The following is a 14844-nucleotide window of genomic DNA, read 5'->3' as shown; positions in this document are numbered from 1 at the left end:
CGGGCTTCGTCCCGGGCCATCTCGTGGACGGTATCGTGGATGGCATCCAGATTATACTGCTTCGCCAGCTTTGCCAGCTCGAACTTGCCCATGGTAGCGCCGTTTTCGGCCTCCACACGCATGGAAAGGTTCTTCTCGGAGGAGTCGGTGACAACCTCGCCCAGGAGCTCGGCAAACTTGGCGGCGTGCTCGGCCTCTTCAATACCGGCCTTGTACCAGTAATCGCCGATCTCGGGATAGCCCTCGCGATAGGCAACGCGGCTCATGGCCAGATACATACCGACCTCGGTGCACTCGCCGTTGAAGTTGGCGCGCAGACCGTCCAGAATCTTCTCCTGTGCCTCGGCGGGAACGTCCACGCCAAAGGACTTGCCAACGCCCACCACGTGCTCGGCAGCCCAGGCCATCTCGCCCTTCTGCTCGGTAAACTTGGAGGCGGGAACGCCGCACTGAGGGCACTTCTCGGGGGGATTCTCCCCTTCAAAAACATAACCGCAAACAGAACATACCCACTTTTTCATACTGATGATCCTCCTTATAAATTTAACGTATTGTTTTGATAATCGTTTCATATCCGCTTGGGATGATATGAGTATAACAGGATATTCGAATGTTCAACAGTTGCTAATGCAACAAGTCAAAAATTTTCCATCATTTTTTTGAAACGAGGCAGCGCTTTTATTTTGCCTGCCGCATGGAGAGGGAAATCCGCTTTTTCTTCTCGTCCACTTCCAACACGAGAACCTTCACCACATCGCCCACGGACACCGCCTCCGAGGGGTGCTTGATAAATTTATCCGCCACCTGCGAGATGTGGACCAAGCCGTCCTGATGGACGCCGATATCCACAAACACGCCAAAATCGATGACGTTGCGCACGGTGCCGGTGAGGGTCATGCCGGGCTTTAAGTCCTTCATCTCCAAAACGTCGGTACGCAAAATAGGCTTGGGCAGGTCCTCCCGGATGTCCCGGCCGGGCTTCATCAGCTCGGACGCCACGTCCCGCAGGGTGGGCACGCCCACGCCGATGGCGGCTGCCGCCTTCTCCTCGCCATAGGCCTCGATCTGGTCGGAGAGATTCCCCAGCGTCCCCGCCTGCACGTCCGAAAGGGCGTGGTCGGTGAGCTTTAGCAGCTTTTCCGCCGCGTCGTAGCTCTCCGGGTGGACGGCGGTATTGTCCAGCACGGATTTGCTCTCCGGCACCCGCAGGAAGCCCGCGCACTGCTGATAGGCCTTCGGCCCCAGCTTGGGCACCTTCAAAAGCTGCTTGCGGGCGGTGAAGGGGCCGTTTTCCTCCCGGTAGGTGACGATGTTTTTCGCCGTGGCGGCGGTGAGTCCGGCAACGCGCTGCAAAAGGGAGGGCGAGGCGGTGTTCACGTCCACGCCCACGGCGTTGACGCAGTCCTCCACCACGCCATTGAGGGCCTCGTCCAGCCGCTTGGGCGGGCAGTCATGCTGATACTGCCCCACGCCGATGGCCTTGGGGTCGATCTTCACCAGTTCCGCCAGCGGGTCCTGCAATCTCCGGGCGATGGACACGGCAGAGCGGAGGTTCACGTCGTACTGGGGAAACTCCGCCGCCGCCAAGGCGCTGGCGGAATAGACGGAGGCCCCCGCCTCGGAGACGATCATATAGCTCACGCGCGCGCCGCTTTCCCCCACCTTGGCGATCAGCTCCACCGCCATCTGCTCCGTCTCCCGGCTGGCGGTGCCGTTGCCGATGGCAATGTGCTCCACGCCGTGCTTTCGGATGAGCCGTGCAAGCGCTTCGATGGCCTCTTTTTTCTGGCGCTCCCCGTAGGTGGGATACACCACGGCGGTATCCAGCACCCTGCCGGTGCCGTCCACCACCGCCACCTTACAGCCCATGCGGTACCCCGGGTCCAGCCCCATGGTGACCTTGCCCTTGACGGGGGGCTGCATCAAAAGGGGCCGAAGATTCAGGGCAAACTGCCCGATGGCGCCATCGGCGGCGGTATCCGTCAAGCCGGCGCGGACCTCCCGTTCCAGCGAGGGGAACAGCAGCCGGTCGTAGGCGTCCTCCGCCGCGGACTTGACAAACTCCATGGCGGCGCTGCCGGGAATCACCACGTGGCGGCGCACCGTGCGCAGCGCCACTTCCCGGTCCACTTCCACGGAGACCTTCAGCTTTTCTTCCTTCTCTCCCCGGTTGATGGCAAGGATCTGGTGGCCCTGCAAGCGGGAGAGCGACTGGGAGAACTGATAGTACAGGCGGTAGACCGTGTCCTCCTCCGTGGCGGCAGCAGAGACAAGGCGGCCGTCTTTCATCAGCAGGTCCCGCAGGTGCTTGCGCAGCTGCGCGTCGTCGCTGATCTGCTCGGCAATGATGTCGGACGCGCCGGAGAGGGCGTCCTCCGCCGTCTCCACGCCTTTTTCCGCGTCCACATACGCCGCTGCCGCGCAAAGGGGGTCCGGGCAGTCGGCCCTCTGGGCAAAGAGGAGCGCTGCCAGCGGTTCCAGCCCCTTTTCCTTTGCCATGGTGGCCCGGGTGCGGCGCTTTTGCTTGTAGGGCCGGTAAAGGTCCTCCACCTCCGAAAGGGTTTTTGCCGCCAAAAGCGCGGCGGAAAGCTCCTCCGTCAGCTTGCCCTGCTCGGCGATGGCGGCGCGCACCGTCTCCCGCCGCTCCTGCAACCCCCGGAGGTATTGCAGCCGCTCTTCCAGCGTCCGCAGGGAGGTATCGTCCATCGCGCCGTGAAGCTCCTTGCGGTAGCGGGCGATAAAGGGGATGGTGTTGCCCTCGTCCAGCAGCTTTACAACGTTTTCCACGTGCAGGGGGAGCTTGTCCACTTCCTGCGCAATTTGTTCAATAATGGGGTCCATAAGATTCCTTTCTCGGTATCAAAGTGCCAGCACCAGCTCCACAGCCGCCAGAAGCACCCACAAAATTTTCAGGTATTTCCGGTTTGTGATCAGGCCCAGCGTCAGGGAAACGGTGATGAGCTGCAAACTCTCCGGCGTTTTGGCAAGCCCAAAAAGGCTCTCCAGCTGCATCAGGCACCCCAGCGCCAGCAAGCCCACATTCCACCAGGATTCCTCCCACGAATCCTGCGCAAAAAAGCGCCCAAACACCGGCGGGACCAGCACGATGGCCGCCGCCACACACATAAGCGGCTCCAGCAGAGCGCCGCCCAGAAAGCCCAGCGCCGCCGTATTGATGAGCAGCAGCGACAAGCCGTATTGCAGGATGCGCCTTAGCAGTACCGGTTTTCTTTCCATGGTCCGCCGTGTCCCCTTTTCATTCCGATTATTTATGGTACAGGCTCTTCGTCTCGTATTTTGCCTGAGAACTCACATTGAGTCCCAGCCGCCTTAAAAGCTTGTCGTCCACGTCGCTGAGCACCACGGTAAAGTGGGCGTCGCAGCCCCGAAGCTTTGGCAGCTGCTGCTGGGCAAGCTCCGCCAGCGGGTTTGTGAGCGCGGAGATGGTGAGGGCCATGAGCACCTCGTCCGTGTGGAGCCGGGGATTCCGGTGGCCCAGATACTGGGTCTTGAGCCGGCACACCGGCTCCAGCACCTGAGAGGAGATCAGCTCGAAGTGGTCGTCGATTCCGCCCAGCGCCTTGATGGCGTTGAGCAGCAGCGCCGACGCGGCCCCCAGCGTGTCGGAGGTCTTGCCGGTGATCACCCGGCCGTCCGAGAGCACCATGGCCCCTGCGGGGCCGCCGCTGGTCTCCGCCTTCAAAAGCGCCGCGGACACCGCCGGGCAAATCTCCGGCGTGACCTCCGCCTGCTGCATCACAAGCTCCAGCTTCCGTACCGGCGCGTCGCCGCATTTGCCCTGCAACCGCTCCACGCAGGCGGTATAGTACCGGCGCAGAATCTCCATGCGGCTGGCGTCGCAGCAGACGGCGTCGTCCACAATGCACTTGCCCGCCATGTTCACGCCCATATCCGTGGGGGACTGATAGGGGGACTCCCCCTGGATTTTCTTGAAGATGGCGCTGAGCACGGGGAAAATCTCCACGTCCCGGTTATAGTTGACGGCGGTCCTGCCGTAAGCGTCCAGATGGAAGGGATCGATCATGTTCACATCGTCCAGGTCCGCCGTGGCCGCCTCGTAAGCAAGGTTCACCGGGTGCTTGAGGGGCAGATTCCAGATGGGGAACGTCTCAAACTTGGCGTATCCGGAGGTGACGCCCCGCTTGTAGTCGTGATACAGCTGGGAAAGGCAGGTGGCCATCTTTCCGCTGCCGGGACCGGGCGCCGTCACCACCACCAGCGAGTGGCTGGTCTCGATATAATCGTTTTTCCCCAGCCCCTCGTCGCTGACGATATGGGGCACGTCGGAGGGATATCCGGCAATGGGATAGTGGCGGTAGCACCGGATGCCAAGGCTTCCCAGCCGCTTTAAAAAGGCGTCCGCCACGCCCTGGCCGTTGTATCGGGTCAGCACCACGCTGCCCACATACAGACCAAGTCCCCGGAAGCAGTCGATCAGCCGCAGCACGTCCTCGTCATAGGTGATGCCCAGATCGCCCCGGATCTTGTTCTTCTCGATGTCCGCGGCGTTGATGGCGATGACGATCTCCACGTCGTCTTTGAGCTGCTGGAGCATCCGGATCTTGCTGTCCGGCGCAAAGCCCGGCAATACCCGGGACGCATGGAAATCGTCGAACAGCTTGCCGCCGAATTCCAGATACAGCTTGCCGCCGAACTGGGCGATCCGCCCTTTGATCTGCTCGGACTGCGTGGTAAGGTATTTTTGATTGTCAAATCCAATGGCTCCCATATGAGCACACCCCTTTGTGTGTTTTTGTCAAAACCGGGAATAGTATATCACAGCCCAGAGATTTTGGGAAGAGGGGGAAAAGGTCAACCTATTAGAGAAATTTATCTTCAATATAACGAGTTTGTGCTTTACTTATGAGAAAAGTGTCGATATAATGTCTTAGGCTGGGTTTTTATGGCCAGCCTAGAAACGCAAAATTCAACCGGGAGGTTTTTCGATTATGTCGAATTGCGCCATCGTAGGCATCAACTGGGGCGACGAGGGTAAGGGCCGCATGGTGGATCTGCTCACCAGCGATTATGATGTGGTCATTCGCTATCAGGGCGGCGGCAACGCCGGCCATACCGTTGTCAACGATCTGGGCAAGTTTGCCCTGCACCTGCTGCCCTCGGGCATTTTCCGCAAGGACGTTGTGAACATCCTCGGCAACGGCGTCGCGCTGGACTGCGAGAGTCTGTGGACGGAGATGCAGGACGTGATGAGTAAGGGCGTTGCCATCACACCTGAAACGCTGAAGATCAGCGACCGGGCATCTCTGCTGCTGCCTTGGCACCGGGATCTGGACGCGCTGGAGGAAACGCGCCTTGCCGACAAGAAGTACGGCTCCACCAAGCAGGGCATCGCGCCCTTCTACTCCGACAAGTACCAGAAAAAGACCGTGATGGCAGGCGAGCTGCTCTACCCCGAAAAGCTCTGGGCCCATCTGGAAGGCATTTTGGAGTGGAAAAACCTGACGCTTCAAAAGGTGTACGGCGCCAAGCCTTACACCATGGACGACCTGAAGGCATGGGTGGCGGACTTCGGCGAGAAGATCAAGCCCTTCGTCTGCGACACCGGCGCCTTTTTGCGCGCCGCCCAGTCTCAGGGCAAGCGCATCCTCTTTGAGGCCCAGCTTGGCTCCCTGCGGGATCTGGACTACGGCATCTATCCCTACACCACCTCCTCCAACGCCATCGCGGCCTACGCCCCTGTCGGCTCCGGCCTTCCCTGCGCGAAGCTGGACAAGGTGGTTGGCGTTGTGAAGGCCTACTCCTCCTGCGTGGGCGAGGGTCCCTTCACCTGCGAGTGGTTTGGCGAAGAGGCGGAGAAGCTGCGTCAGGCCGGCGGCGAATACGGCGCCAAGACCGGGCGTCCCCGCCGGGTGGGTCCCATCGATCTGGTGGCCACCCGTTACGGCGTGGCCTGCCAGGGCGCGACGGATATCGCCCTGACCAAGCTGGACGTTTTGAGCTACATGGATCAAATCCCCGTCTGCGCCCACTATACCCTGAGTGGCGTGCGCACCGACGAGTTCCCCTTCCCCGCCGTGCTGCCCGACGCCATGCCCGTCATGGAGTATCTGGACGGGTGGAAGTGTGACATCTCCGGCGCCCGCAAGTGGGAGGACCTTCCCGAGGCCGCCCAAAAATACGTGGAGTATGTGGAGCGGGAGATCGGCTGCCGCATTACCTACGTCTCCGTGGGTCCCGAGCGGGATTCCATCGTCATCCGGTAAGTTTACCCGGGGCGTCTGGGCCTCCACCGCCTCCGGCGAACACACGGCACCATGCTTGGGGGCACCTTCGGGTGCCCCCTTACTTTTGAAACGAAGAAAGGTTGACCTTCTATGAGTAAGGACCGTTACGAATCCCCTCTGGCGTCCCGGTACGCCTCCGATTTTATGCTGCACCTGTTCTCCGCCGACAGGCGCATTGAGACCTGGCGCCGCTTGTGGGTGGCGCTGGCCCGGGCGGAGCACAATCTGGGCCTGCCCGTCACGGCGGAGCAGGTGGCGGAGCTGGAAGCCCATCTCACGGATATCGACTATGACTGCGCCGCCGCGCGGGAGAAGGAAGTCCGCCACGACGTGATGGCCCACGTGTATACTTACGGCAAGGCGGCTCCCTCCGCCGCGGGCATCATCCATCTGGGCGCCACCAGCTGCTATGTCACCGACAACGCCGACCTCATCCTCTACCGGGAGGGGCTGCGCTACCTGCGCGGGGAGCTTTGCGCGGTGCTCTCGAACCTCTCCCAGTTTGCCCGGCAGTATGCCGCCACCCCCACGCTGGGCTATACCCACTATCAGCCCGCCCAGCTGGTGACGGTGGGCAAGCGGGCCACCCTCTGGATGCAGGACCTGCTCTCCGATTTGGAGGAGCTGGACTTCGTGCTGGACAATTTGAAATTTTTGGGCTGCCGGGGCACCACCGGCACCGAGGCCAGCTTCCTGGACCTCTTTGAGGGCGACGGCGGCAAGATCGACGAGATGAACCGCCAGATCTCCGCCGAGTTCGGCTTTGACAAGTGTTTTTCCGTCTGCGGCCAGACCTATCCCCGGAAGGTGGACAGCCGGATTTTGAACGTTCTCAGCGCCATTGCCCAGAGCCTCTACCGCATGGCAAACGACATCCGCCTGCTCCAGCACGACCGCCAGGTGGAGGAACCCTTTGAAAAGAACCAGATCGGCTCCTCCGCCATGGCCTACAAGCGCAATCCCATGCGCTCCGAGCGCATCTGCTCCCTTTCCCGCTATCTGATGGCGGACGCCATGAACGCCCCCATGACCGCCTCCGTCCAGTGGCTGGAGCGGACGCTGGACGACTCCGCCAACCGGCGCATCTCCATGCCGGAGGGCTTCCTCTGCGCGGACGCCATTTTGCGCCTTGCGCAAAACGTCACCGACGGGCTGCACGTGAACGAAAAGGTGGTGGACGCCACCGTGCGGGAGTACCTGCCCTTCATCGCCACGGAGAATCTCATGATGGAGGCCGTGAAGCGGGGCGGCGACCGCCAGGAGCTGCACGAGATCATCCGCACGTGCTCCATGGCGGCAACCGCCAAAATGAAGGAGGGCGAAAAGTGCGACCTCTTGCGCCGTCTGGCGCAAGAGAGTGCCTTTGGCATGACGGAAGCAGAGATGGCCGCCGTGCTCACCCCCAGCGCCTACATCGGCCGGTGCAGCGCACAGGTGGAGGCATTTTTGAAGGAAGTGGAGCCTTTGCTGGGCGAAGCCGGCGGGGAAAAGCCGGAGATCAACCTATAACCCAACAAGCCCGCGGACGGCTGTTTCCCCTTGGGGAAGCGGCTGCCCGCGGGCCTTTTTGTGAATTTTGCCGGGATCTTTTGATATTTTTTCCCAAATATTTCTCCGCATTTTGGCTGTTTTGACGTTGACAGCGCCCCGTCCGGGGTGATAAACTCCAAACATCAATTGAACCATTGACAACGGCGTTGATGGAGAAAAGTAGCGCAGACGTTCCGGGCCAGTGAGCGGGGGAGGGTGAGAACCCCGTACCAAAGAAGTTGCGCGAAGAACACTCCGTAGCTGCAATCTGAACGCGGGACTCCGCTAGTAAGTGCGACGAGTTGTGATCGTTACATCACACGGGCTTGTTGGAGCCTTGAAGGTGACCATTCCCCTTCGGGGAAGGTAAATTAGGTGGCACCGCGGATAGCAGCTATTCGTCCTAAAATTTTTTAGGATGTAGCTGCGTTTTTTGTTATGTGGCCATAACAAAAAAAGTGCGCCAGCGCTTTGTCCCGCAGGACAGGGCCGCTGCGCAAATCAATCTGGAGGTGCTTTTTATGTGTTCCATCATGGGCTTTTCCAAAAAGACCCGCTCCAAAGAGGAGATTCGCCCCTACTTCGACCGCACGCGCTCCCGTGGCCCGGATATGTCCCGCATTGTTGAGACGCCGTCCGGCTATCTGTGCTTTCACCGGCTGGCCATCATGGGACTGACGGAGAGCGGGATGCAGCCCTTTGCGCTGGACGGCGACTATGTGGTGTGCAACGGTGAGATTTACGGCTTCCGCCCCTTGAAGCGGCAGCTTTCCGAAAAGTACGAATTTTTCTCCGGCAGTGACTGCGAGATTTTGCTTCCGCTGTTTCACGAATACGGGCTTTCCATGTTCTCCCGGCTGGACGCGGAGTTCGCCCTCATCATTTACGATTCCATGACCGACTCCCTCATCGCCGCCCGGGACCCCATCGGCATCCGGCCTTTATTTTACGGGTACGATCAGGACGGCGGCATCGTGTTTGCCAGCGAGGCCAAAAATCTGGTGGGCCTTTGCGCGAAGGTTTGCCCCTTCCCTCCCGGTCATTACTACGCCTACGGCAAATTCGTCCGCTACACGAATCTCACCGCCGTCCGGTCCTATCTTCCGGACGATCTGGACACCGTGTGCCGCAGCATCCGCAACAAGCTGATCGCCGCCGTGGATAAGCGGCTGGACGCGGACGCTCCGCTGGGCTTTCTGCTCTCCGGGGGGCTGGATTCTTCCTTGGTGTGCGCCATCAGCGCCATCGTGCTGGGGAAAAAAATTCGCACCTTTGCCATCGGCATGGAGAAGGACGCCATTGATCTCAAGTATGCCCGTCAGGCCGCCGACTTTATCGGCGCGGACCACACAGAGGTCTATATGACCCGGGAGGAAGTGCTCTCCTCGCTGGAAGAGGTCATCTCGCTTCTGGGCACCTGGGACATCACCACCATCCGCGCCAGCATGGGCATGTACCTTTGCTGCAAGGCCATCCACGAGAGAACCGACATCCGGGTGCTGCTGACGGGGGAGATCAGCGACGAGCTGTTCGGCTATAAATACACCGACTTTGCCCCCACCGCCCAGGCCTTTCAGAATGAATCCCGCAAACGGGTGGAGGAGCTTTACGCCTATGATGTGCTGCGGGCCGACCGCTGCATTTCCGCCAACTCTCTGGAAGCCCGGGTCCCCTTCGGCGATTTGGATTTTGTCCGCTACGTCATGCAGGTGGACCCCCGGCTCAAGCAAAACACCTACCACATGGGCAAGTACCTGCTGCGCCGCGCCTTTGAAGGAGACCACCTGCTGCCCCACGACATCCTCTGGCGGGAAAAGGCCGCTTTTTCCGACGCGGTGGGCCACTCCATGGTGGACGATCTGAAGGCCTACGCCGAGGAAAAGTACACCGACGAAGAATTTCATCAGCGCCGCAAGGCCTATGATTTCTGCACGCCCTTTACCAAAGAGAGTCTGCTCTACCGGGAGATCTTTGAAAAATACTATCCCGGTCAATCGGCGATGATTCCTGACTTCTGGATGCCCAACAAATCGTGGGAGGGCTGCAATGTCAGCGATCCCTCCGCCCGGGTTCTGGCAAACTACGGTGCCAGCGGTCAGTAATTTTCCGGAAAGTTAGATGTATTACCTATTGTGTTCCCGCTGATTTATGGTAGTATTTGATATGAGAAATATAGGAGGATGAAAGTTATGAGCACACCTGCGAAACTCCCCGAACTGTTCGGCAGTCTGGTCTTTAACGAGGAGACCATGAAAGAGCGCCTGTCTTCCGCATCCTACGGCGCATGGAAGAAATGTATCACCGACGGGACTTCCCTGAACATTTCCACCGCCAATGAAATCGCCGAGGCCATGAAGCAATGGGCCGTGGAGAAGGGCGCCACCCACTACACCCACTGGTTCCAGCCCATGACCGGCGTCACCGCGGAAAAGCACGACAGCTTCATCACTCCTGTCGGCGGCGGAAAGATCATCATGGAGTTTTCCGGCAAGGAGCTGGTCCGCGGCGAACCCGACGCCTCCTCCTTCCCCTCCGGCGGTCTGCGCGCCACCTTTGAGGCCCGTGGCTATACGGCCTGGGACCCCACCTCCTTCGCTTTTATCAAGGAGGATTCTCTGTGCATCCCCACGGTCTTTTGTTCTTACTCCGGTGAGGCGCTGGACAAAAAGGCCCCCCTGCTGCGCTCCATCGACGAGGTGAGCCGTCAGGCCGTCCGCATCCTGCGCCTTTTTGGCGACACGGAGACCCGTCGGGTCACCGCGCAGGTTGGTCCCGAGCAGGAATACTTCCTGATCGACAAGGAGCTTTACAACCAGCGCAAGGACCTGCGGATGACCGGGCGGACGCTCTTTGGCGCAAAGCCCCCCCGGGGTCAGGAGCTGGAGGATCATTACTTTGGCGCCATCAAGCCCCGGGTCGCCGCCTACATGAAGGATCTGGATGAGACGCTGTGGGCTTTGGGCGTTTTGAGCAAGACCAAGCACAACGAGGTGGCCCCCTCCCAGCATGAGATGGCCCCCATTTACTCCGACGCCAACACCGCCTGCGACCACAACCAGCTGGCCATGGAAATGATGAAGAAGGTAGCCGACCGGCACAATCTTGTGTGCCTGCTGCACGAAAAGCCCTTCGCGGGGGTCAACGGCTCCGGCAAGCATGACAACTGGTCTCTGGGTACGGACACCGGCAAGAATCTCTTTAGGCCCGGCTCCACCCCCAGACAGAATGCCCAGTTCCTCCTGTTTTTGGCCGCCTTTGTCAAGGGCGTGGACGAATATCAGGACTTTTTGCGCACCACCGTCGCCTTCCCCGGCAACGATCACCGTCTGGGTGCGCAGGAAGCGCCGCCCGCTGTGATCTCCATCTTCCTCGGCGACGATCTCAACGGCGTGGTGGAGTCCATCATCAAGGGCACAGAGTTCAAAGAGGCCGGCAAGCGGACGCTGCAAATCGGCATTGACGTGCTGCCCTCCATCCCGCAGGACAACACCGACCGCAACCGCACCTCCCCCATGGCCTTCACCGGCAACAAGTTTGAGTTCCGGATGCCCGGTTCTTCCCAGTCCGTCTCCGGTCCCAACATCGCCCTCAACACCATCATGGCAGAGTCGCTGAGCCAGTTTGCCGACGTGCTGGAGCAGTCCAAGGACTTCCAGTCCGATTTGCAGGCGCTCATCAAGAAGGCCTTCACGGAGCATCAGCGCATCATTTTCAACGGCAACGGCTATGACGACGCCTGGCTGGTGGAGGCGGAGAAGCGGGGCTTGTGCAACCTGAAATCCACCGCCGACGCCCTGCCCGCCTATGTCGCCCCCAAAAATGTGGAGCTGTTTGTCAAGCACGGCATCTACACCAAGGGCGAGCTCCAGGCCCGCTACGAAATCCACGTGGAAAATTACAGCACTGTGGTTGGCATTGAGGCCAGCACCATGGCGGATATGATCCGTCACGACATTCTGCCCGCCGTCTCCGGCTATGCCACCGATCTTTGTGGGCGGGTGGACGCCAAGGAGACCTGCGGCTTCCCCTGCAAGTACGAAAAGACCACCGCCGGAGAGGTTTCCGCGCTGACCGATGCGCTGCTGGACGCCTGCGACAAGCTGGAATCCGATCTGGCTGCGGTTCCCGCCGGGGCTGAGAAGGCCATGGTGTACAACCACGAGGTCATCATTCCCGATATGGCCGCCGCCCGGACCATCACCGACAAGCTGGAGACCCTGACCGCCAGCGAGTACTGGCCCTTCCCTGTGTACGCGGACCTGCTTTTCTCCGTGTAAGAATGCCTCGTGGGAGCACTCGCTCCCCCTTTAAAAAGCAAGCGCAGCGGAGCGCCGTAGGCGGCTCCGCTGCGCTTGTTTTTTCTTTCCGTCCGGCGCAGAGCCGGAACCCCGTGTTCCCCTCTTTCCTTCGGTTCAGCCGCGCTTTCCCCGCAGCCGGACCGGCCCTGCCTCCCATGGAGGCAGGGTTTTTTTACAGAAACACGTCAAAAAACAGGGCACATACGGCGGTGATGATGCCGCAAAGCCCAATGGCAAGGCCGCTCATCGCGCCCTCCGTCTCCCCCATTTCCATGGCCCGGGCCGTTCCCACGGCGTGGCTGCTGGCGCCGATGCCAAGGCCGACCGCCAGCGGGTCCTTTACCCGGAAGAGCTTGACAAGGTACGGCGCGATCAGATTTCCCAGAATTCCCGTGACCATCACCGCCGCCACCGTGATTGCCACGATCCCGCCGTGGTCTTGGGAGACGACGGTGGCAATGGGCGTGGTGACGGATTTCGGCAGCAGCGACGCCGTCATCTCCCGGTCCAGTCCAAACAAGTGGCACATCACGAGAATGCTGCCGATGGAGGTCAGCACGCCCACCGTGCAGCCCACCAAAATGGGCAGCCAGTTCTTTTTCAGCAGCTCGATCTTGGAATAGATGGAAACCGCCATGCAGGCTGTGGCAGGCCCCAAAAACATGTTGATGACGCTGCCGCCTTGAAAGTAGGCCTCGTAGGGAATATGGAAAACGGTCAGTACCGTGACCAGCAGCGTAACGGAAATGACCATATAGTTGCAGATCACAAGTCCTGTTTTCTTTTGCAGCTTCACGCCGATCCAGTAGGCCGCAACCGTCATGGCGATCCCCAGAAAGGGAGATTCCAAAAGCGCGCTCATCGGCTGCCCCCCTTCTTCTCCACCAGGCGGCAGGTCAGCCGCACCGCCGCCACCGTCGCTCCGTACGTGAGGACCAGCGACACCACGCAGATGGTGATAAACGCCGTGGCATTCTGCCGGATCAGATCGAAATAATTCATGATCCCCACCGACACCGGGACAAAGAAAAAGCCCAGGTTTCCCAAGAGGAAATCCGCCTTTTCACGAATGTGATCCACCTTCACCACGCCCAGCACCAGCAGCGCTAGCAAAAGCAATAAGCTGATGACGCTGGCCGGAAACGGAATGGGCAATATCGCCTCAATGCACTGGCTTGCCCAATACACGCCGAAAACGATACCGATCTGGAGCAGAATTTTCATGTGCTCGCCACCTTTTTCACAAAGTTATCCTCCTCATTTTACGGGTATCAGGGAAAGATGTCAAACAAAATCACGAAATCGTTTGCGTGGGAATCTTCAAAAAAACGCCGCCCGACGGGCGGCGTTTTGTGCGCGTTTCACAGCGGCATCTCTTTTTCCAACTCCTTGCGGAAATCCGGGTGGGCAATGGCAATCAGGGCCTTTGCCCGCTCGCGGCAGCTCTTGTATTTCAGATTCGCCACGCCGTATTCCGTCACCACGTACTGCACGAAGGTCCGGGGCGTGGTGACCACGCTGCCCAGCGGCAGGCAGGCTTTGATCTTGGAGTGCAGCAAGCCGCTCTTGTCCAGATAGCTGGAGCGCAGGGCGATGATGCTCTTGCCCTCCCGGGACCACTGGGAGCCAATGACCCACTCCAGTTGACCGCCGGTGCCGGAATACTCCCGCGTGCCGATGCTCTCCGCGTTCACCTGACCGGTGAGGTCCACCTCCATGGCGTTGTTCACGGAGACCACCCGGTCGTTTTCGGCAATGCGGCGGGGATTGTTCACCCAGTCGATCTCCTTAAAGCAAAAGGCGGGGTTTTGATTTGCAAATGCCCACAGGTTCCGGTCTCCCACCAAAAACGCGCCCACAGAGCGCCCCGGAAACACCTGCTTGCAGCTGTTGTTCACCACGCCCTTTTTCATCAGCTCCACCACACAGTTGGTCATCACCTCCGTGTGGATGCCCAAATCCTTCTTCCCCGCATAGGCAAGGCAGTCCCCCACGGCGTTGGCAAGGCCCCCCAGTCCAAACTGGCAGCACGCGCCGTTTGGCACCAGCTCGGCAATATGCCCCGCGATGCGCCGATCCGTCTCCGTCGCCGCCACCACACGGTTTTCCGTGGGCATCCGGTGGCTTTCCACGATGGCGTCCGCCTCCGACACGTGAAAGAGCAAATGCCGCTCCCCCTCGCTGACGCAGGCGGGCATTTGATCGTTTACCTCCACGATCACCGTCTCGCACTGCTCCAGCACCGTGCGGTGCAGGTGGGCGCCCCAAAGCGTCCGGCTCATCCAGCCGTTCTCATCCGGCGGTGCGCAGACGATTACCGCCACCCGCGGGCGCCGGGAGGCCATCCACACGCCGGTCTCGCTCAGGTGCGTGGGGACAAAGTGGACGTTGCCCTGGGGCACCAGCGTGCGGTCCGCCGCAAAAAAATTGACGTTATACTCCACCAGATCGCGGTTTTCCACTTGGAGCAGGGCGGTGTCCAGCGGGGCGAACAGGGAGTTCCACTCGATCCTGCCGCCCAAAGCCCCCAGGCGGCGCGCCAGCGCCGCGTCCACGGCATAGGGCCAGTTGGCCCCGCCGGTGGAAACCACGGTGTCTCCGCCGTGAATCAAAGCGGCAGCCTCATCCGCCGTCATGACCCGCTTTTGATATTGCTCCTGCCAGTCGCCGCCGTCCGCCCAGCGGCTTTGACGGCTTGGAATCTCTCCTGCCACGTTGTTTCCCTCCATTGCGGGGCCTCGCTGCAAAAG

11 protein-coding genes are annotated in these 14844 nt (G+C 60.3%); 4 read left to right on the top strand and 7 right to left on the bottom strand.

The genetic code is table 11. The annotated features are described in order from the left end of the window. From PHI30_RS09405 to PHI30_RS09390, 4 genes are all read right to left on the bottom strand, one after another. A partial coding sequence (locus PHI30_RS09405) for an NADH peroxidase (RefSeq protein ID WP_300026999.1) occupies positions 1-521 on the bottom strand: 521 nt, incomplete at its 3' end. 157 nt (positions 522-678) lie between these two features. Further along, the gene (locus PHI30_RS09400; protein ID WP_300026997.1) at positions 679-2841 is read right to left on the bottom strand and encodes a Tex family protein; all 2163 of its coding nucleotides are present in this window, start codon (positions 2839-2841) and stop codon (positions 679-681) included. An 18-nt stretch (positions 2842-2859) separates the two neighbouring features. Further along, on the bottom strand, positions 2860-3237 hold the full coding sequence (locus tag PHI30_RS09395) for a hypothetical protein (protein WP_300026995.1): 378 nt from the start codon (positions 3235-3237) through the stop codon (positions 2860-2862). A 28-nt stretch (positions 3238-3265) separates the two neighbouring features. Then, positions 3266-4750: a DUF1846 domain-containing protein gene (locus PHI30_RS09390; protein ID WP_300026993.1), complete on the bottom strand. Its 1485-nt coding sequence runs from the start codon at positions 4748-4750 to the stop codon at positions 3266-3268. Between the two features lie 220 nt (positions 4751-4970). Here PHI30_RS09390 and PHI30_RS09385 point away from each other — a divergent pair, with 220 nt between their 5' ends. The 4 genes from PHI30_RS09385 (at position 4971) to PHI30_RS09370 (ending at position 12073) form a co-directional block, all read left to right on the top strand. Further along, the gene (locus PHI30_RS09385) at positions 4971-6245 is read left to right on the top strand and encodes an adenylosuccinate synthase (protein ID WP_300026991.1); all 1275 of its coding nucleotides are present in this window, start codon (positions 4971-4973) and stop codon (positions 6243-6245) included. 111 nt (positions 6246-6356) lie between these two features. Next, on the top strand, positions 6357-7775 hold the full coding sequence (gene purB / locus PHI30_RS09380) for an adenylosuccinate lyase (protein ID WP_300026988.1): 1419 nt from the start codon (positions 6357-6359) through the stop codon (positions 7773-7775). Between the two features lie 542 nt (positions 7776-8317). Then, positions 8318-9898: an asparagine synthase B gene (asnB, locus tag PHI30_RS09375; protein WP_300027001.1), complete on the top strand. Its 1581-nt coding sequence runs from the start codon at positions 8318-8320 to the stop codon at positions 9896-9898. Between the two features lie 87 nt (positions 9899-9985). After that, entirely contained in the window at positions 9986-12073 is a 2088-nt protein-coding gene (locus PHI30_RS09370; RefSeq protein ID WP_300026985.1) for a glutamine synthetase III, read from the top strand. 193 nt (positions 12074-12266) lie between these two features. Here PHI30_RS09370 and PHI30_RS09365 read toward each other — a convergent pair whose 3' ends face one another. The 3 genes from PHI30_RS09365 to PHI30_RS09355 all read right to left on the bottom strand — a co-directional run. Beyond that, positions 12267-12956 (bottom strand): LrgB family protein, encoded by a 690-nt coding sequence (locus tag PHI30_RS09365; protein WP_300026983.1) that lies wholly within the window; start codon positions 12954-12956, stop codon positions 12267-12269. Next, positions 12953-13318, bottom strand: coding sequence for a CidA/LrgA family protein (locus PHI30_RS09360; protein ID WP_300026980.1), 366 nt, complete (start codon positions 13316-13318; stop codon positions 12953-12955). The genes PHI30_RS09365 and PHI30_RS09360 overlap by 4 nt, the downstream gene beginning before the upstream one ends. Positions 13319-13455: 137 nt before the next feature. Further along, positions 13456-14844 (bottom strand): acetyl-CoA hydrolase/transferase C-terminal domain-containing protein (locus PHI30_RS09355; protein WP_300026978.1); only part of this gene is annotated, 1389 nt, incomplete at its 5' end.

The sequence above is a fragment of the Oscillibacter sp. genome, from assembly GCF_028693505.1.
Lineage (GTDB): Bacteria > Bacillota > Clostridia > Oscillospirales > Oscillospiraceae > Oscillibacter.
This window is presented reverse-complemented; position numbering and strand designations above follow the sequence as displayed.

What these genes read in the sequence shown, in the direction of transcription:
- PHI30_RS09370 (WP_300026985.1), top strand. Translation starts at nt 9,986, where the DNA reads ATGAGCACACCTGCGAAACTCCCCGAACTGTTCGGCAGTCTGGTCTTT.
- purB (WP_300026988.1), top strand. Translation starts at nt 6,357, where the DNA reads ATGAGTAAGGACCGTTACGAATCCCCTCTGGCGTCCCGGTACGCCTCC.
- PHI30_RS09385 (WP_300026991.1), top strand. Translation starts at nt 4,971, where the DNA reads ATGTCGAATTGCGCCATCGTAGGCATCAACTGGGGCGACGAGGGTAAG.
- PHI30_RS09365 (WP_300026983.1), bottom strand. Translation starts at nt 12,956, where the DNA reads ATGAGCGCGCTTTTGGAATCTCCCTTTCTGGGGATCGCCATGACGGTT.
- PHI30_RS09395 (WP_300026995.1), bottom strand. Translation starts at nt 3,237, where the DNA reads ATGGAAAGAAAACCGGTACTGCTAAGGCGCATCCTGCAATACGGCTTG.
- PHI30_RS09400 (WP_300026997.1), bottom strand. Translation starts at nt 2,841, where the DNA reads ATGGACCCCATTATTGAACAAATTGCGCAGGAAGTGGACAAGCTCCCC.
- asnB (WP_300027001.1), top strand. Translation starts at nt 8,318, where the DNA reads ATGTGTTCCATCATGGGCTTTTCCAAAAAGACCCGCTCCAAAGAGGAG.
- PHI30_RS09360 (WP_300026980.1), bottom strand. Translation starts at nt 13,318, where the DNA reads ATGAAAATTCTGCTCCAGATCGGTATCGTTTTCGGCGTGTATTGGGCA.
- PHI30_RS09390 (WP_300026993.1), bottom strand. Translation starts at nt 4,750, where the DNA reads ATGGGAGCCATTGGATTTGACAATCAAAAATACCTTACCACGCAGTCC.